The following is an 18,019-nucleotide window of genomic DNA, read 5'->3' on the forward strand; positions in this document are numbered from 1 at the left end:
GAAACCAGTATTTGAGCAGTGATTAAAAGAAGGGCCTATAACCCTTTTTTGGAAAGTTCCTTTCTCACCCTACTAAGACTCTCAGGAGTTATTCCCAAATAAGAAGCAATCATCCACTGTGGTACCCTCATCATGAGGTCAGGATAGGTCTTCACAAATTCCAAATAACGCTCTTCTGCACTGGCTCCTATCAGCATGGATATTCTGTGTTGCAATTGGCCTATATGCCTTTGCAATAGCGTTTCATTATATTGGGCAAAGCTCTTAGTCCCTACTGCAGCCTGACACATAAAATCCTGGCTCAAGAAGGCCACCTTCGTTTCTTCTATGGCATCTATAAAATATTCTGTAGGGGAATGAAAAAAGATGGAAGCTCTGTCCGCTAAGAACCAGCCTTCCGGAGCAAATTGGACGATATGCTCTTTTCCGCCATTGTCTATTGTATAAAAACGTAGCAACCCTTCTTCTATAAATAAGGATTCTTCACAGATTTCACCGGCACGTAATGCGAACTCCCCTTTTTGTATGGTCTTCCTTTGCATAAATGGCTCTAAGCCCTTCACCTCCTCTACAGTTAAACCTGCTCTTTCTATCAGATAGTCCTGCAACTTCATATCCAGGGATCTTTTAATGATTGTGCCATTTTAATGTATTTGTCGGCTGACTGACCCAGTTTAACCGCACCTTTGCTTAGGAAATAATACAGATAATCTACCTCAGGATGAGTCCTCTCTATTTCTTCCCAAACCTTCATGGCTTCCGCATATAAGCCCTTTTGGAACAAAATCAAACCTGCATTTCTCTTGACATAGGGATCTTCTTCATCCAGAACTTCTGCCCTTCTCTGGATGTTCTCTCCTTCTATTGCCTTACCAGACTCAATATTAAATAATACCAAATTATTCAAAACAAATAGGGCCTGCGGATCTTTCTTCTCTGCCTTATGTAAGAGTTCTAAGCCTTTTTCAAACTCCCTTTTCCTTCCATAAAGCACCGCCCTATTGTTTAGAGCATAAACGAAGTCCGGTTGGATAGCCAAAGCTTTATCCAGAACCACTTCCGCTTCTTTATCCCTGTATTGAACCAGATACACATAGCCTAAATTAGTCAAGGCCTCCACGTACTGAGGCGACAATTCGATGGCCTTTTTCAAGCGCTCCTCCCCTTCTTGAAACTTGTTTTGTAGAATGTAGTTTTGTCCTACCGCGTTCCAGTAGGAAGAGGAGGTGTCTAATTTGGATTGTAATCCGTCTAAAAGAGATTGAGCTTTCTCCGTATTCCCGGTTTCAGAATACCACTTAGCAAGGTTAAAATGGGCATCCGTGAAGGTTCTATCCAGTTCAACTGCCTTCTTGAAATCGTCTCCGGCTTCCTCTAGCCTACCCCATTGAAGGTAAATCAAACCTCTGTTATTATAGGCATCTGCTAATTCAGGATCCTTCTTGATGGCTTCAGAAAAAAAGTGCTCTGCTTTGTCAAACTCTTTCTTTTTAAAATGAAAATTTCCCCTCGTAAAAAACTCCGCAGATTCTTTTCTATTTTTGCAGGAAACGTTAGTCAATAATATACAAAAAACGATTAAAACTATTCTCATGAGATTCGTTAAGAACATTGAAAATGATTACTGTGCAGCCACACTATTTTCCGCTAATAATAAGTACATTATAAAATTTGAAGCAGGTAACTTAGAACAAATTTACAAAGTATCTGAATTAGATGTATCCGGAGAGGATGATGTAGAGGAAATGTTAGGGGATACTTTTATGAAAAAGGTCATGCAAAGGTTCCAGGAAATGCATGAGGATTTTGATGAAATACTGGATTCAATAGATTAATCTGTATTGATTTTTAAACATTTTATAGTAGATATTCGGGATTATAAAATTCCATTCAAAAAATATCTACAATAGATGCTTAAATTTATGGGTTGAATAACCTTTTGGATTTCACCGTGATAACAGAACCAAAAAAGTACTTCCTCATCGACTTTGACAGCACCATCACGAAGGTGGAAGGTCTAGATGAGTTAGCCGCTATAGCCCTAAAATCAGATCCTGAGGGAGAGAGCAAAGTAGCGAGAATAAAAGAATTAACAGACAAAGGTATGGCGGGAGAGCTATCCTTTTCTGAATCCCTCACGCAGAGACTGGCCTTACTGAAAGCTAACAAAAGCCATGTTGATATTTTAATTGAGTTCCTCAAAGAAAATATAACTGACTCATTTGATAGGAACAGGGCCTTCCTTAAAGAATTTGCAGATCAAATTCTGATCATTTCCAGTGGATTTAAAGATTTCATTGTTCCTATAGCCAAACACTTGGGACTTAAACCGGAGAATGTCTACGCCAATACCTTTATCTACAATGAGACGGGAGATATTGTCGGTGTAGATCAGTCTAATCCTCTTTCCAAAACTGGTGGTAAAATAGAGGTAGTTAAGTTCTTGAACTTAGATGGACATGTTTCTGTCATAGGAGATGGATTTACGGATTTTGAGATCAAGAAGCATGGCCTTGCCCAGAGGTTTTATGCCTTTATAGAAAACGTGGAAAGAAGTTCTGTTACTTCAGTTGCTGACTTTGTCATCAAAAGTCTGGACGAATTCCTTTTCTATAACCAATTACCCAGAGGCTACTCCTATCCAAAGAGCATGATCAAAGTGCTCCTCTTGGAAAACGTTCACCCTGCTGCAAAAGCAGCTTTTGAAGAACAAGGATTCAATGTGGAATTCCTAAAAGGGGCTCTAGATGAAGATGAACTTTGTGAAAAGATCAAAGACGTCTCTATCATAGGTATCCGTTCCAAAACTCAAATCACGAAGAGAGTTCTGGAACATGCCGAAAAACTTTTAGCCATAGGAGCTTTCTGCATTGGAACTAACCAAATAGATCTGAAAGAAGCTGAAAAAAGAGGTATCTGTGTTTTCAACGCCCCTTATAGCAATACCCGTTCGGTGGTAGAATTAGTGATCGGAGAGATGATCATGCTGATTCGTAAGGTATTTGTAAAAAGTACCGGTATGCACCAAGGGAAATGGGATAAATCTGCCGTTAACAGTTTTGAAGTTAGAGGCAAAAAACTGGGAATGATAGGTTATGGGCACATTGGTACACAACTTTCCGTTCTAGGGGAAGCTTTAGGAATGGAAGTTTATTTCTATGATATTGCCGACAAAATGCCGATAGGCAATGCGAAGAAATGCCGCAGTATGGAAGATGTCTTTAGAGTGGCGGATATAGTCTCCTTACATATAGACGGTAGAGAATCTAACACCCATCTTATCGGTGAGAAAGAGTTCAATCAGATGAAGGATGGAGTCATCTTCTTAAACCTCTCCAGAGGTCATGTGGTAGATATCCCTGCTTTAGTGCAGGCTTTGAAATCAGGAAAAGTGGGAGGTGCCGGAGTAGACGTATTTCCTCATGAGCCAAAAACAAATCATGAGCCTTTCAAATCCGAACTCATGGGTTTGGAAAACGTCATACTTACACCTCATATAGGTGGATCTACGGAAGAAGCGCAAGAAGGAATAGGAAATTATGTACCTGAGCGACTTTTGGAATACATTAATAACGGAAGTACTACAGGAACGGTGAACTTCCCTGAACTCAGTTTGCCATTATTACACGATTCCCATCGTCTATTGCATATCCATAAAAATGTACCAGGAATTTTAGCGAAATTGAATAATATTTTCGCGAAACACCATATCAACATTCGCGGTCAGTATTTGAAAACGAGCGCGGAAATTGGATATGTGATCGTTGATATTGAAAAATCTTATTCCAGGGAATTTGTACAGGACCTAAAGAGCATAGAGGAAACTATTCGTTTCCGTATGTTGTTCTAATTATATAGGCGCTACTTTTCTGTAGCGCCTTTTTTTATGCCCAAGTCTTCTGTAACTCGACCGGATACGTCACACGTATACCGTTTTCTCCAAGGGCTTTCTTGATTTCTTTGTAGGATTTATAGTATACATCCCAGTAGGTTTTATCTGTAGCGAAAGGACGAACGTCTAATAAAACCGCATTCTCCGCAAATTTCTGTATCTCTATAGTAGGTTCATCTGACAATCTGGAATCGACCCCGTCTAATGCACCTCGAATAATGGATTTCACCCTATCAAAATCTTCCTCATAAGGCATGGCCACGGTTAAGTCTACTCTTAATTTGCCATTGGCACTTAAGTTAGTCATGACATCACTAGTGGCTATTCCATTCGGAATTACTACCCTCTTATTATCTGGGGTACGAATTACTGTATTGAAGATTTGGATCTCCTCCACATTTCCGAAAGTTCCTTTTAGATCAACCAAATCACCTACCTTGTAAGGCTTAAAGATTAAAATCATTACACCTGAGGCGAAATGCTGCAAAGATCCCTGCATAGCTAGCCCAATGGCTAAACCTGCTCCACCTAAAAGCGCTATGAAGGATGCAGTCTTTACACCAAATCTCTCCGCAACAGAGATCACTACTAAGACCTTTATCAGGACCACAAGCATAGAACTTAAGAAAGGTACTATAGTAGAATCCACTCCTCTGCTTTTTAAGGCTTTCCGTATTAAGGAGCCAACTTTGTTTGCAACCCAAAATCCAATAATCAAGGTCAGTATGGATACAAGCAAAATGGGAGCAAAATCCATCAATTTTTGAAGGGCATAATCCGTCTTTGTAAGTAAGGTTTCCATATGTTAATGTGAATTTATTTTACTTATGACCCTATTATGAAGAATAAGTCACGTGAAAACATTAACTTTAAGGCTAGTAAATTCTACCTTTGACTAAAAAACATGCGATGATGAAAACCTGGTTAATCGTAATTGTATCCGGAGCGGTAGCCGCCTTGGTACTAAGTAATATTGGTTTGATAAAGAATATCTTTTCTGCGAAGAACGGTATAAGCACTATGGAAGAAAATTTTACACACAAAGGATCCTTTTATGACTTTACAGTAGATGATCTTGAGGGTAATCCTGTAGATCTGTCTGTTTACAAAGGCAAAAAAGTGGTTATCATCAACACTGCTTCGAAATGCGGTTTTACTCCACAATATGCAGAGTGGCAGAAATTTCATGAAAAGTATGGAGATAAAATTGCCGTCTTGGGCTTTCCTGCTAATAATTTTATGAGCCAAGAACCCGGAAGTAACGAGGAAATTGCAGAATTTTGCCAGAGAAATTATGGCGTTACTTTCAAGATGTTCTCTAAAGTAGACGTAAAAGGAAAAGATAAGGCACCTCTCTATCGCTGGTTAAGTGAAAAGGACTTAAACGGATGGAACGATAAAGAACCTACCTGGAACTTTTGCAAATACGTGGTGGACGAAAACGGCAACTTAACGCACTTTTTTGAATCAAAGATAACTCCGGATAATGAGCAATTCCGGAAGGCTGTAGGAGTTTAATGAAGAAATGGATATCTGCCGCCAGGTTAAGAACTTTACCCCTGGCCTTGTCAAGTATATTAATGGGAGGCTTTTTAGCCCAAAGTGTTTTCATGTTCCGATGGGATGTTTTTCTTTGGGCCGTCATAACCACTATATTACTCCAAGTGATGTCCAATTTCGCCAATGATTATGGAGATACTCAGAATGGTGCTGATTCTTCAGATCGGATAGGCCCTGCACGTGCGGTGCAGAGCGGAGAGATTAGCAGAAGGCAAATGTTTATAGCCATCTGTATTACCGGCTTGGCTGCCTTTCTAAGCGGGCTTTGGCTATTGTATACCTCTTTTGGCGGTTTTGAGTCTAAATACTTTAAGATCTTCCTATCTCTAGGTATTTTGGCCATTGGAGCAGCTTATACCTACACCGCAGGTAAGAGACCTTACGGCTATCAGGGATTGGGAGATATATCTGTTTTCCTTTTCTTTGGTTTGACGGCGGTCATTGCCAGTTACTTCCTGTATACTCTGCATTTGGAATGGGAAATAGCCTTACCTGCCATCTCATGTGGAGCCTTAGCTACCGGAGTATTGAATATCAATAATCTTAGAGACAGGACATCAGATGAAAAGGCCGGTAAAATAACCTTAGCGGTAAGATTAGGTAGAAAAGGGACCATTTACTACCATTTCCTCTTGCTGGCTTTAGCGATGTTCTGTGCCTGGCTTTATATAGATCTGAAGAATGGCAACTGGTATTATTTACTAAGTTTCCCGCTTATTCTTTTGAATGGGTTTCAAGTTGCAAAGTCTGAAAATCCAGACCCTTACTTGAAGACACTTTCCTTGACCTCTTTGTTTTTCGTTATCGTATTTGGCCTAAGTTTAATCTTCAGATGAAAGTAAATGAACTTCCCTACCAACCCGAATTCTTTGATCGCTACATCAATGGAATTCCTTCTGATTTAAATTTATTAGTTAGTCTGGAAGATTTCTGTCCTACTAAGATCTTTGATCTGGATAAATTAGAAGAATTAGGAGATGCGGTATATGCACCCGGTAAATGGATAGGGAAAGAGATTTTACAGCATTGCATTGATACGGAAAGAATCATGGCTTACCGAGCTTTGTGTTTTAGCAGAAAGGAGAAGGCATCTTTACCGGGCTTTGATGAAAATATTTACGCTGCAAATTCTTTAGCCCACCAGAGATCTTACTCGGATCTTATGGAGGAATTTGAGTGTGTAAGGAAATCCACGATCTATCTCTTCCGCTCCTTCAGCGAAGAAACGCTACTGCAAGAAGGAATAGCAAATGGGAAGAATATTCTGGTAGGTGCTTTGGGATTTGTGATCATTGGACATGCTCTCCATCATCAGTGGATTTTGGAAGAGAGATACTATCCATTATTATCTGGTAAGGCTTAATGCCAATGCGGTATAGGGTATCCACTGGTCGAACTTCTTCTCTAATTCAACTGCCCCTTGATGATCATCTGACAGAGCAGAAAAATAGACAAAGCCATCCATTTCCTTTAAATCCATACGAACAGCGTGGCTAAAACCACAGCTTGAGCCTGTATGCAGCAAATGCCCCTCTGGAGTAACAAACCATCCTAAAGAGTAAGATAAGCCTCCTTCTGCGGGTGTTTGAATGGGAGAAGGCTGTACTGAAAATAGCCATCGAAGATATTCCTCCATATTCATATACAATCCACCATCACCCTGAGTGGCAGAAGTGGGCGACTGATCCCTTTCTACTATCTTTTCACCTTCCTTTGCACGGCCCAAAACACGATTTTCAATCTGCACGCCGACACGGTAAAAACGGGCACCACTTATTCCTAAGGGCGAAAAGATATGCTCCTGCATATAGCTTTCAAAACCTCCCTGCTGCTCCATAATCTCCCTCAAGACGCAATAACCTCCATTGTTATAACGAAACCCTTGTCCGGATAAAAAGAACCGCTCCGAAGCATGGTCTTTCAAGATCTCCACTACTCCTTTATCTACTATCTGTTCCGTTGAAGTCCAGAAATCTTCATAATCTGGCAATCCGGAGGTATGCAGTATACAGTCTCTAATGGTAATCCCTGAAGGAAATCCATCAAAGAATTTTGAAATATCTACATCTATATCCCATTTGATTATTCCGGCGGCGGTAAACTGCTTACTTAAAGATGCAAGTCGGTAGCGATTTACAAATGAGCCCTCTTTCTCGATCAGCTTTCCTTTAGAAATCAAAGCGTAGGTTCTCATCTCAACATCAGGAATAAGGAAGATATCACCACTAGGGCTAGAATTAATTGCCTGTATTCTTTTTCTGGTAGGATCTTCAAAAGTTTAATCCCTAAAAAACCACCCAATAGGATAAAAGGTAATCCCATGATATTCAGCCAAATCCCCTCCCAGGTTAGGTTCTTCCAAACCAGAGCTTGAAGGGGGATCTTAGTAAAGTTTAGAATCATAATGAACCAGGCAGAAGTTGCCGTGAAGGTAACCTTATCCAGTTTTTTAGATAACATATATACGGACAATGCCGGTCCTGCAGCATTTCCTACCATGGTTGAAAATCCCATGATCAAACCAAATAAGGGTGAATACCAGGGATGTTCCACGGTCTGACGAAATCTATCACTTCTTTCAGTCAGCACCATAATGACAACTCCTAGAAGCAAACATACGCTGATCATGACCTTGAATACCTTATCGTTTACGTAATTGCCGGATATCAAACCTATCCCTAAGCCTAATAAAGCCATAGGTAATAGTTTTTTGACTTCCGACCACAAAAAGGCTTTTCGATAATAAATTACTGCAATTGTATCCGCAAAGCACAGCAGTATTAGTACTATACCGGTAGAATATTTAGCTCCGAATATCCAAGCGAAAATGGGGACAGTCAGAGTCCCTATATTCATTATTCCGGTTTTTGACATGCCTATTAGCATGGCACAAAGGAAATACAATGCCCATGCAGAAGGAGACTGTAACAACTCCTCCATGCTAAGCTTCTTTTAAGCTTAAACTGATCCTCTTTCTAGGAACATCAACTTCTAAAACCTTTGCCTTCACTTTTTGATGCACTTTAACCACTTCATTTGGATCCTTTACAAATCTATTAGCCAAATGCGATACATGTACCAGTCCATCCTGATGTACACCCACATCCACAAAACATCCAAAGGCAGTGATATTCGTAACCACTCCCGGCAATATCATTCCTACTTTTAAGTCTTCTATGCTATTCACATCAGCAAATTCAAAGGCTTCAAAAGCTTCACGAGGATCTCTACCCGGCTTCTTAATCTCTTCCATAATGTCTCTCAAGGTAGGAAGACCTATTTTATCTGTAACGTAGGCCTTTATATCCACCTTTTCCTGCAATTCCTTAGAAGCAATGAAAGATTTGAGATCCACTTTTAAATCTTTGGCCATTTTTTCTACCAAATGATAGGATTCCGGATGTACTGCGGTGTTATCCAAAGGGTGTTCCGCTCCGTGTATCCTTAAAAAACCGGCAGCTTGCTCAAACACTTTTTCTCCTAATCGTGGAACTTTCTTGAGGTCCTTTCTAGACTTGAACTTCCCATTAGAAGCCCTAAACTCTACTATATTATGAGCTATGGATGGTCCAATTCCCGACACATAACTTAATAGATGTTTACTTGCGGTATTGAGCTCTACTCCCACTAAGTTTACACAAGATTCGACTACGGCGTCTAGGGATTCTTTTAGCTCCTTTTGGTTAACGTCATGCTGGTATTGTCCCACGCCTATGGATTTTGGATCTATTTTTACTAATTCAGCCAATGGATCCATTAAGCGTCTTCCAATAGAAACTGCACCTCTAACCGTTAAATCCTTTTCTGGAAACTCCTCTCTAGCCACTTCTGAGGCAGAGTAAATAGAGGCCCCTTGCTCAGAAACCATAATAACCTTCTGGGGAAGCTGTTTTCTTTTTAAAAGATCTTTGACAAACTGCTCAGTTTCCCTCCCCGCAGTACCATTACCTATGGCTATTACTTCTGTCTTATGCTTTTCCCACAGATGAAGAAGTTTAGCTTCAGCTTCTTGCGCTTTAAATGTAGGATATATCACATCATCCGCCATGAGATTCCCCTGTGCATCTAAAATAACCACTTTACAGCCTGTTCGGAAGCCAGGATCTATACCCATCGTACGCTTTTGCCCCATAGGAGCAGCTAATAGCAATTGCCTAAGGTTAGTAGTAAATATCTCAATGGCAGCCTTATCTGCTTTTTCTTTGAGCGCATTATCAAATTCCTTTTCTAAACTAGGCATCATCAACCTTTTAAGGGCATCTGTAAGTGCTAAATTTACCTGTTCTTTTGCCTCAGGAAGGCCTTTAAGAAGGAGTCTTTGCAATTGGTTTTCAGCATCTTCTTTTTCAATCTCTAAACCTACTTTTAATATGCCTTCTTCCTCTCCCCTCTTTATGGCAAGATATCTGTGAGATGGAATCCTTTTGGCTTCCTCTTCGTAATCAAAATAGTCTTTGAATTTCAAGCCCTCCTCTTCTTTCCCTTTCTTTACTTTAGAAACCACATATGCCGTCCTCTCGTAGATGCTTCTAACTCTTTTCCTGCACTCCAAATCATCTGCAATCCATTCCGCTATGATATCTCTAGCTCCTGCAAGCGCTTCATCCACTGACTTCACCTTGTCATTCAGGTATCTTCCTGCTATAGATTCTAGATTTCTTTCCCTCTGATCAAAAATTAATTTTGCCAATGGTTCCAGTCCGGCCTCCATGGCTACTGAAGCCCTTGTTTTCTTCTTAGGTTTATACGGAAGGTAAATCTCCTCTAAATCAGCAAGCAAAAGGGTTTTCTCTAGTTTGTTTCGAAGTTCAGAAGTTAGTTTTCCCTGGGCTTCAATAGATTCAAGGATGGCTGTTCTTCTTTTGTCAGCTTCCTTCATTTTATCGTTCCACTTCTTGATTTCCAGGATATGGACCTCGTCCAAACTACCTGTAGCTTCTTTTCTATACCGGGCTATAAATGGCACTGTCCCTCCGGCCTCAAGTAGCTCCACGGTTTTACTTATCTGCTGAATGCTAACATTTAATAATTCAGAAATATATTGTAACTGTGCTGTAGTCATTCCAACCTTTTTCTATTAATTCAAGTCTATAATTTCAGAAACACAAATGTAACTATGAAAAATCTATTCTATGCCTTAATCTTTTTTGCATTTTCGTGTCAATCAGACTCTGTTTTAGCTCCATTGATTAATGACATTGCGGAAGTTAAGTCAGGGCAATCTTTTGGGATGTGCGTAGGCAAATGCCATAATGAACTGGTAATCTCAGGAGAAAAAGTCACACTTATCCAGAAAGGAGTTTCAGAGAGAGGGGGCGACCTACAAACTTCGAGTGCAGACGCAAGTGAAAGATTAGATGCCATAAAAAAGATTTTCAAGAAATTCAAGAAATCAGATTTTCTAAAATTAAATGAAGTCTACGGGTGTCCGGACTGCGCAGACGGAGGTGCAGAATGGTTAAGCCTTAAGTTTAAGGACGGAAAAGTGAAGAAGGTAAGCTTTGAATATGGTAGCACTTTACCGGGATTTGAAGAAATCATTTCTGCCCTACGCACTGAGCGCTTATCTTTGATAGAAAAAAACAGGTAAATGGATATATATGACTTTTTAGTCATAGGGGGTGGTGCTTCAGGCTACTTTGCAGCCATCAATACTAAAGAAAAAGCGCCCCATTTGAAGATAGGAATCATAGAGAAGCAGGGCAAGGTTCTCCAGAAGGTAAAGGTTTCAGGTGGGGGAAGATGTAATGTGACCAATGGAGAAACGGACCCCAAAATTCTCTCTAAAAATTATCCCAGAGGGGCGGATTTTTTGGAAACTGCGTTCCAGACCTTTGGATCTAAGGACACCTATTCCTGGTTTGAAAAAAGAGGTGTCAAACTAAAAACAGAGAAAGATGGAAGAGTATTTCCCGTTTCTGATTCTTCACAAAGTATAATTGATTGCTTTCTACGTCTTGCAAAAGGCGTAGATTTGTTTTTAAAGACTAGGGTGGAAAATCTTGAGAGAGACGGCGAACTCTGGATCATTCATTGTTCTGATGATAGCATCTTTAAAGCTAAGCGACTGCTCATTGCCACAGGCAGTGACAGTAGGATATGGTCTGCCCTACACCACTTAAATTTCAAAATAGAACCAGAAGTACCATCACTGTTTACATTTCAAATTCCCGAGCCTGAATTGCACGAACTTCAGGGTATCAGTTTTCCCAATGCCACAGTAAGGGCAGGCAAAATCCTACAAAATGGACCTCTATTAATAACACATTGGGGGCTCTCAGGACCTGCTATTTTAAAACTATCCGCTTGGGGGGCATACGCTCTAAAAGAAAAAGATTATCAGTTTGATTTAGAGGTAAATTGGCTCTCTGAGAAGGATATTAGGAAGGTGGAAGCTGATTTAAAAGCAAAATTTGCTGAAAATCCGAAAAAAAATGTGCGAATGTTGCCTTATGGCACTTTAACCCAAAGATTTTGGAACTATATTTGTGTAAGGTCAGGTATAGGAGAATTTCAAAAAGGGGCAGAAGCAGGCAAGAAGCAAATTGCCAAGCTATTAGAAAACCTGACAGCGGCAAAGTACAAAGTAAGCGGGAAGAGTACCTTTAAAGAGGAATTCGTAACTGCTGGAGGGGTTAGTTTGGATGAGATTCATGTAGAAACTTTTGCTTCCAAGCAGTACCCAAATTTGTATTTTGGTGGTGAAGTCTTAAACATTGATGCTATCACCGGCGGATTTAATTTCCAGGCAGCATGGACGGCAGGTTGGATTATTTCTAGTGATGTTTCAAAGAAATAACCACTAAAATATGCTACATTATCAATGGAAACTTCTAATTTTGAATACTTACTTATAACCATTTAGACTGTGACCCATTTAATAGAAAGATTTACCGAACTTTTAAAAAAAGGTAAATACAATTCTGCGACCATAGCTGCGTATAGAAATGCTATTTTCGTTTTCTACAATAATTTCCGGGATTATCCTCAAAATAAATTCACTGATGAATTGATTTCGGAATACATCCTTAACCTTAGCAAGAAAACTAACCCTCAGGTAGCTGCGCAGACCGGAAAAGCCATTATCCTATTCTTTGACAAGATCTATAACCGCAAGCTAAACATCAAAGCCACCGGTAAGATCAAAGAAGAGCAGACCATTGAGATCCTGAGCAAATCTGAGCTGCAAACCTTGTTCAGCAGCATTAAAAACCTGAAACATAAATTGCTCCTGATCATGATCTATAATAATGGTCTCAAAGTCAATGAAGCCATTAACTTGAAGGTAGGTGACATAGACACAGAAAATAATACCATAAAGATTGATGCAGACCAGCCAAAGAAAAGTCGCCTACTGCGCCTTAGCCCCGCTTTAAACGGACTGATAGAAGAATACAAACAAAAATATAAGCCCTCCGATGTGTTCTTCCCCGGTTCTGGTGGTATAGGACATTATTCAGCCAGGAATATACAGTTGGTTTTTCAAAAAGCTTTGAAGGAGGCAAAAATAGAAAAAGCGGCCAAACTGACCACTTTAAGACATAGTTTTGCTGTGCATTCTCTGGAAAATGGTATCTCCATCAATCATTTGCAAAAGATCTTAGGACATAGTAATATTCAAACTACTTCCTTTTATGCCACATTTGCAAAGATTGAGTTACAAAACATCAGGTCTCCTTACGAAGATTTGATATAGGAAGTGGCACTCTCTCTGTTTCACCGGGAACGGGAGGGAATTCATTCTTTTGCCACTTTTCCTTTGCCCTTTCTATCTTTTCTTTAGAAGAACTAAGAAAATTCCAGAAATAAAATCGTTCTTCCGGAAAAGGCTCTCCCCCGAAAATGTAAACTGTACTACCTGCTTTCATTTGGAAAGTGCATAAGGTTGCATCGTTTGCCACTAATATATGCTTTGGGTGGTATACATATTCCCCGGAGCGAACTTCACCTTCTAATATATAAAGCGCACTCTCTCCAAATAGTTGAGAGCCTATTTCTATATCTGCATCCCTCTCTGCTTTGACTTCTATGAGATACAAAGGACTGTATACAGGAACTCCGGATCTCTTACCCATGACTTCACCAGCCACTAACCTATATTTTACCCCCTGCTCTTCCCAAGCAGGTAGTTCATCTGCATCAATATGATGGAAGGAAGGCTCCATGTCCTCTAAATCTTTAGGCAAAGCCACCCAAATCTGTAAGCCGTGCAGTACTTTCTCAGAAGACCTCAAGTACGGAGGAGTTCGTTCAGAATGCACTACTCCCCTACCTGCAGTCATCCAGTTAACAGCTCCCGGTTTGATTTCCACTTCTGTCCCTAAACTATCTTTGTGTAGAACAACACCTTCAAAAAGATAAGTCAAAGTGGATAAGCCAATATGAGGATGGGGAGGAACATCCAGATTTTGATAATCCTTCAGATACGCAGGACCCATATGATCTATGAATGCAAAGGGCCCTACCATCCTTTTTTGACGAAAGGGCAGCAGACGACCAACTTTGAAGTTGCCTATATCTGCTGCCCTCTCTTCTATTATTAAACTTACATTAGACATACCATGTGCGAAATTTTAGACAATTTGCAAAGAAAGATGCAATTAGTCTAACTTCATGGTGCCTTTATTTTTCAGATTCAGATGCCAACTGAACGCCTCTTCCAATAAGTGCGGAGTATGACCACCTCTTTCCTTGGCACGATCAAAATAGGATTGTAATTGTTCCCGATAGTCAGGATGAACACAATTATTAATAATCACCTGTGCCCTTTCTCGTGGAGCCAAACCGCGTAAATCAGCCAATCCTATGTCTGTAACAATGATATCTACATCATGCTCCGTGTGATCCACATGAGACACCATAGGTAGAATATGAGATATGCTGTTATTCTTAGATGCCGCTTGAGTAACAAAGATGCTTAAATAAGCATTTCTGGCAAAGTCACCTGAACCTCCTATGCCGTTCATTATATTAGTACCGCTAATATGAGTAGAGTTCACATTGCCGTAAATATCCACTTCAATAGCCGTATTGATAGCGATAATACCCAACCTACGTATCAGTCCTGGTGTATTCGATATATTCTGAGGTCGAAGTACAATCTTATCTCTGTAGTTCTGCAGATTCTCAAATATACGTTTATAACATGCTTCAGAAACCGTGATGGATGAAGCAGACGCCACGGACAGCTTACCCGCATCAATCAGATCAAAAGTACTGTCTTGCAATACCTCAGAAAACATGGTAAGATCATAGAAATTACTATGCTTGAAGCCAGAAAGAACGGCATTTGCCACTTTTCCGATTCCCGCCTGTATAGGTAGCAATCTTTCTGTCAAGTGACCTAGTTTTACTTCATTTTCAAAGAAGTTTAGGATGTGCTTCGCAATGGCAGTAGTCTTCTCGTCCGGTTCGGCTATATCCGCAGGACTATCTTTTATGTCTGTAAAAACTATAGCTACAATCTTGGAAGGATCACAAGGTATGGTTCTTCTCCCTATCTTATTTTCTGCAGCAACTATTGGAATAACATTTCTATGGGGATAATCTTCTGCCTGATATATATCATGAATACCAAAAATACTAGTAGGTACGGCTGTATTGATTTCGATAATCAATTTCTTCGCCAGTGCGGCAAAAGTCGCAGAATTTCCTACTGAGGTGGTAGGTATCAAACTTCCGTCTCTTTCAATCCCGGCAGCTTCAATGACGGCAATATCTACGGATGGTAGGTTTTTGTTGTGCAGTAATTCGGCCGCCTCACTAAGGTGCTGATCAATGAACAAAACCTCTCCCTCATTGATTTTTTGGCGAAGAACCCTGTCTACTTGGAAAGGCATTCTTTTCTTGAGCGCTCCGGCACTGGCTAACTTCCCATCTGTATCATGACCTAAAGAAGCACCGGTCATCAAGGTTATTTTTATACTTTCCTCTTTTGCACGGTCTGCAAGTGCAGGTAAAACGGCTTTACTATCTCCGGCTTTTGTAAAACCACTGGCTCCCACCACCATTTGGTCCTGAATAAAAGCTGCTGCTGATTTGGCATCCATCACTTTAGACAGCAGTTCAGGAACTTTAATTCTATCTGTCGGCATATCCTAACTTTTGAAAGCTGCAAATTTCGAGGGCTTTACCCTACGTATAGTATGACTTTCCTCAAACCAAAAGTCTGAGAATTCTCACAAATGTAATCAACTGCAGCCGCAATCCGACCCACACCCCGGATTTTTCGGTCCCCACCATTTCCATGCTAAGAACCCAAGTGCCAATAGTACAGCACCATATGCCAAAAAATCCTGCATTATTTTAATAATTGAAATGCCGCAAAGGCAGATAAATACGCTAATCCACTCATGAAAACAATCTGGATCAAGGTCCATTTCCATGAATTCGTTTCCCTTCGCATAACGCCAAGAGTAGACATACATTGCATAGCAAATGCATAGAATAACAACAAGGAAACACCCGTAGCCAAGTCAAACATAGCACTTCCATCAGGTCTTTTCTCTTGCCTCATTCTTTCTACAATCCTGGTTTCCTCTTCCCCCTGACTGCCAATATTATACAAAGTAGCCAGGTTACCAACAAACACTTCTCTGGCCGCAAATGAGGTCAGAACCGCAATACTTACTTTCCAATCATAACCCAATGGTCTAAAAACAGGCTCCACTGCACTACCAATCATTCCAATATAGGAATTTCTTAGCTTGAAACCTTGTACTTCATCCTCCCATTCTTCCGGAGTCTTATTCTCTTGAGTGATCAATTCTTCCGCCTGCCCAAAGGTAGAAGCCGGACCATGAGCACCCAGAAACCATAACAATACCGATAAAGCTAATATGATCTTACCGGCCCCCTCTACAAATGCCTTCGTTTTCTCTATCATGGTATTCACCACATTAAATACCTGAGGTCTACGATAAGTTGGCATCTCGATGATCAGATAACTTTTTACTTCAGACCTCACCATCTTCTTTAATAACCATGCTCCTCCTAAGGCAGCTAAAAAGCCAAGAAAATACATCAAGGTCATCACTAAGCCCTGAAGCCCCATAAAGCCTCCTATGGTGGTATTTGGAATGACTAATGAGATGATGATCACGTAGATGGGAATCCTGGCAGAACAAGTTGCGAACGGAGTCACTAACATGGTAATCAGTCTTTCCTTTGGATTTTCAATGTTCCTGGCAGACATAATAGCCGGAATGGCACAAGCCACCCCTGAAATTAGAGGTACTACAGATTTACCACTTAACCCGAACGGGCGCATCAGCTTATCCATCAGGAATACTACTCTACTCATATATCCGCTCTCTTCTAATAGAGCTATAAACATGAAAAGAATAGCAATCTGCGGAATAAATATCACCACCCCACCTATCCCGGGTACAATTCCTTCCGCTAAAAGTTCGGTAAACTTCCCTTCGGGTAAAGTTGCACTTATCCAAGCACTTAACTGAGCAAACTTCTCATCAATCCAATCCGTAGGAATAGATGACCATGAAAATATGGACTGGAAAACCACAAGCATAATGGCGAAGAAGATCACATATCCCCAAACAGGATGCATCAGAATTCGATCAACCTTTGCTTGCCAACCCGTAGCTTTATTTATATCCTTCTGATAAGCTTCTTTTAAGACTCCTTGAATCAGTTGGTATCTTCTAACCGTTTCTTTTTGTTGTAAACGCTTAATATCACTTACACTCAGAGTATCTTCAATCTTATGAATGCTGTTAAACTGTGCATTCTGAGACCTGTTCAACCAAGCTTTGTATTCTTTACCTCTAAAATAGCTTTCATCAACATCTGTCAATTCAAAAACCGGCTTGGTATCTGCATACTCATAAGAAGCGATGGCAGATTTTAGATCATTAAAACCCAAACCGCTTTTGCTAGATATCAGAACGGTGGAGCATTTGAAGTAGGAACTGAGTTTTGACAGATCTATAGAAATGCCTTTGGGAGCCATTTGATCTGCCATATTAATGGCCAAAATGGTAGGAAATCCTAGATCTTTGATCTGCGTAAGTAATAATAGATTACGCTTTAGGTTCTCCACTTCAGCTACCACTACCACCACATTTGGATAATAGCTATTTTTCTCATCAAAGAGCGTTTCTAATACTACTTCTTCGTCTTTAGAATTAGGCTGAATGGAATATAAACCGGGCAAATCAATGATAGTGGCTTTTAGCTGATCATTGATTTTGGCATGACCTGTTTTCCTATCTACAGTTATTCCCGGATAATTACCAACTTTCTGATTGAGACCTGTTAATGTATTAAAAACGGAGGTTTTACCCACATTTGGATTACCTACCAGAGCTACCTTAATTTCCATTAGCGAGTAATTCTATTTCTATTTGTGAAGCCATTTCTTTTCTGATACACAGGGGTAAACCGTCTATTTTGAAATAGTAAGGATCTCCCAAAGGGGCTTTTAGAATTAACTCTACCTCTGAACCGGGTAGACATCCCATATCCATCAGTTTTATGGGCAATGATTCCAGGTCCATATTCTTAATTTCAGCCTTTTGACCTGCCTTCAGTTCGTGTAACTTCATT

At 40.2% G+C, this 18,019-nt stretch carries 18 protein-coding genes; 8 read left to right on the top strand and 10 right to left on the bottom strand.

The genetic code is table 11. The features are described 5' to 3' along the window. Positions 1 to 35: 35 nt before the first annotated feature. Both LBYS_RS06165 and LBYS_RS06170 read right to left on the bottom strand, forming a co-directional pair. Entirely contained in the window at positions 36 to 614 is a 579-nt protein-coding gene (locus tag LBYS_RS06165; RefSeq protein ID WP_013408012.1) for a Crp/Fnr family transcriptional regulator, read from the bottom strand. Beyond that, on the bottom strand, positions 611 to 1,594 hold the full coding sequence (locus LBYS_RS06170; protein ID WP_041823463.1) for a tetratricopeptide repeat protein: 984 nt from the start codon (positions 1,592 to 1,594) through the stop codon (positions 611 to 613). The genes LBYS_RS06165 and LBYS_RS06170 overlap by 4 nt, the downstream gene beginning before the upstream one ends. Here LBYS_RS06170 and LBYS_RS06175 point away from each other — a divergent pair. Next, the gene (locus LBYS_RS06175) at positions 1,593 to 1,835 is read left to right on the top strand and encodes a hypothetical protein (RefSeq protein ID WP_013408014.1); all 243 of its coding nucleotides are present in this window, start codon (positions 1,593 to 1,595) and stop codon (positions 1,833 to 1,835) included. The genes LBYS_RS06170 and LBYS_RS06175 overlap by 2 nt on opposite strands. Positions 1,836 to 1,927: 92 nt before the next feature. Continuing rightward, positions 1,928 to 3,850, top strand: coding sequence for a phosphoglycerate dehydrogenase (gene serA / locus LBYS_RS06180; RefSeq protein ID WP_374750205.1), 1,923 nt, complete (start codon positions 1,928 to 1,930; stop codon positions 3,848 to 3,850). A gap of 34 nt (positions 3,851 to 3,884) precedes the next feature. On the opposite strand, the gene LBYS_RS06185 is transcribed toward serA, so the two are convergent. Further along, positions 3,885 to 4,694 carry a mechanosensitive ion channel family protein gene (locus LBYS_RS06185; RefSeq protein ID WP_013408016.1) on the bottom strand — a complete coding sequence of 270 codons (810 nt, stop codon included), beginning with the start codon at positions 4,692 to 4,694 and terminating at the stop codon, positions 3,885 to 3,887. 107 nt (positions 4,695 to 4,801) lie between these two features. On the opposite strand from LBYS_RS06185, the gene LBYS_RS06190 reads away from it, so the two are divergent. The 3 genes from LBYS_RS06190 to LBYS_RS06200 are packed head-to-tail and all read left to right on the top strand — an operon-like array spanning position 4,802 to position 6,815. Further along, the gene (locus LBYS_RS06190) at positions 4,802 to 5,410 is read left to right on the top strand and encodes a glutathione peroxidase (RefSeq protein ID WP_013408017.1); all 609 of its coding nucleotides are present in this window, start codon (positions 4,802 to 4,804) and stop codon (positions 5,408 to 5,410) included. Next, entirely contained in the window at positions 5,410 to 6,288 is an 879-nt protein-coding gene (gene menA / locus LBYS_RS06195; protein WP_013408018.1) for a 1,4-dihydroxy-2-naphthoate octaprenyltransferase, read from the top strand. Before LBYS_RS06190 ends, menA begins: the two co-directional genes overlap by 1 nt. Beyond that, complete coding sequence (locus LBYS_RS06200; RefSeq protein WP_013408019.1) at positions 6,285 to 6,815, top strand: DinB family protein; 531 nt, start codon at positions 6,285 to 6,287, stop codon at positions 6,813 to 6,815. The genes menA and LBYS_RS06200 overlap by 4 nt, the downstream gene beginning before the upstream one ends. Here the strand turns inward: LBYS_RS06200 and LBYS_RS06205 are convergent. Genes LBYS_RS06205 through LBYS_RS06215 form a run of 3 tightly spaced genes read right to left on the bottom strand, consistent with a single transcriptional unit; the run spans position 6,798 to position 10,514 of the window. After that, on the bottom strand, positions 6,798 to 7,646 hold the full coding sequence (locus tag LBYS_RS06205) for a serine hydrolase domain-containing protein (protein WP_013408020.1): 849 nt from the start codon (positions 7,644 to 7,646) through the stop codon (positions 6,798 to 6,800). The two genes, LBYS_RS06200 and LBYS_RS06205, sit on opposite strands and share 18 nt — an antisense overlap. After that, a complete protein-coding gene (locus tag LBYS_RS06210) occupies positions 7,643 to 8,392 on the bottom strand; it encodes a sulfite exporter TauE/SafE family protein (RefSeq protein ID WP_013408021.1) in 750 nt (249 codons plus the stop codon). Before LBYS_RS06210 ends, LBYS_RS06205 begins: the two co-directional genes overlap by 4 nt. A gap of 1 nt (position 8,393) precedes the next feature. Beyond that, the gene (locus LBYS_RS06215) at positions 8,394 to 10,514 is read right to left on the bottom strand and encodes a Tex family protein (protein ID WP_013408022.1); all 2,121 of its coding nucleotides are present in this window, start codon (positions 10,512 to 10,514) and stop codon (positions 8,394 to 8,396) included. Positions 10,515 to 10,568: 54 nt separating this feature from the next. Here LBYS_RS06215 and LBYS_RS06220 point away from each other — a divergent pair, with 54 nt between their 5' ends. The 3 genes from LBYS_RS06220 to LBYS_RS06230 all read left to right on the top strand — a co-directional run bounded on the left by LBYS_RS06220 (position 10,569) and on the right by LBYS_RS06230 (position 13,148). Next, positions 10,569 to 11,042: a hypothetical protein gene (locus LBYS_RS06220; RefSeq protein ID WP_013408023.1), complete on the top strand. Its 474-nt coding sequence runs from the start codon at positions 10,569 to 10,571 to the stop codon at positions 11,040 to 11,042. Beyond that, positions 11,043 to 12,251 (top strand): BaiN/RdsA family NAD(P)/FAD-dependent oxidoreductase, encoded by a 1,209-nt coding sequence (locus tag LBYS_RS06225; protein ID WP_013408024.1) that lies wholly within the window; start codon positions 11,043 to 11,045, stop codon positions 12,249 to 12,251. A gap of 69 nt (positions 12,252 to 12,320) precedes the next feature. After that, the gene (locus tag LBYS_RS06230; protein WP_013408025.1) at positions 12,321 to 13,148 is read left to right on the top strand and encodes a tyrosine-type recombinase/integrase; all 828 of its coding nucleotides are present in this window, start codon (positions 12,321 to 12,323) and stop codon (positions 13,146 to 13,148) included. On the opposite strand, the gene LBYS_RS06235 is transcribed toward LBYS_RS06230, so the two are convergent. The 4 genes from LBYS_RS06235 to LBYS_RS06250 all read right to left on the bottom strand — a co-directional run bounded on the left by LBYS_RS06235 (position 13,120) and on the right by LBYS_RS06250 (position 18,018). Next, complete coding sequence (locus tag LBYS_RS06235; RefSeq protein ID WP_013408026.1) at positions 13,120 to 14,010, bottom strand: pirin family protein; 891 nt, start codon at positions 14,008 to 14,010, stop codon at positions 13,120 to 13,122. The genes LBYS_RS06230 and LBYS_RS06235 overlap by 29 nt on opposite strands. 42 nt (positions 14,011 to 14,052) lie before the next feature. Beyond that, entirely contained in the window at positions 14,053 to 15,546 is a 1,494-nt protein-coding gene (scpC, locus tag LBYS_RS06240; protein ID WP_013408027.1) for a succinyl-CoA:acetate CoA-transferase ScpC, read from the bottom strand. 206 nt (positions 15,547 to 15,752) lie between these two features. Continuing rightward, positions 15,753 to 17,795 carry a ferrous iron transport protein B gene (gene feoB, locus LBYS_RS06245; protein WP_013408028.1) on the bottom strand — a complete coding sequence of 681 codons (2,043 nt, stop codon included), beginning with the start codon at positions 17,793 to 17,795 and terminating at the stop codon, positions 15,753 to 15,755. Then, positions 17,785 to 18,018 carry a FeoA family protein gene (locus tag LBYS_RS06250; protein ID WP_013408029.1) on the bottom strand — a complete coding sequence of 78 codons (234 nt, stop codon included), beginning with the start codon at positions 18,016 to 18,018 and terminating at the stop codon, positions 17,785 to 17,787. Before LBYS_RS06250 ends, feoB begins: the two co-directional genes overlap by 11 nt. Position 18,019: the final 1 nt, after the last annotated feature.

The sequence above is a fragment of the Leadbetterella byssophila DSM 17132 genome (genome assembly GCF_000166395.1).
In the GTDB taxonomy this organism is placed as follows: Bacteria; Bacteroidota; Bacteroidia; order Cytophagales; family Spirosomataceae; genus Leadbetterella; species Leadbetterella byssophila.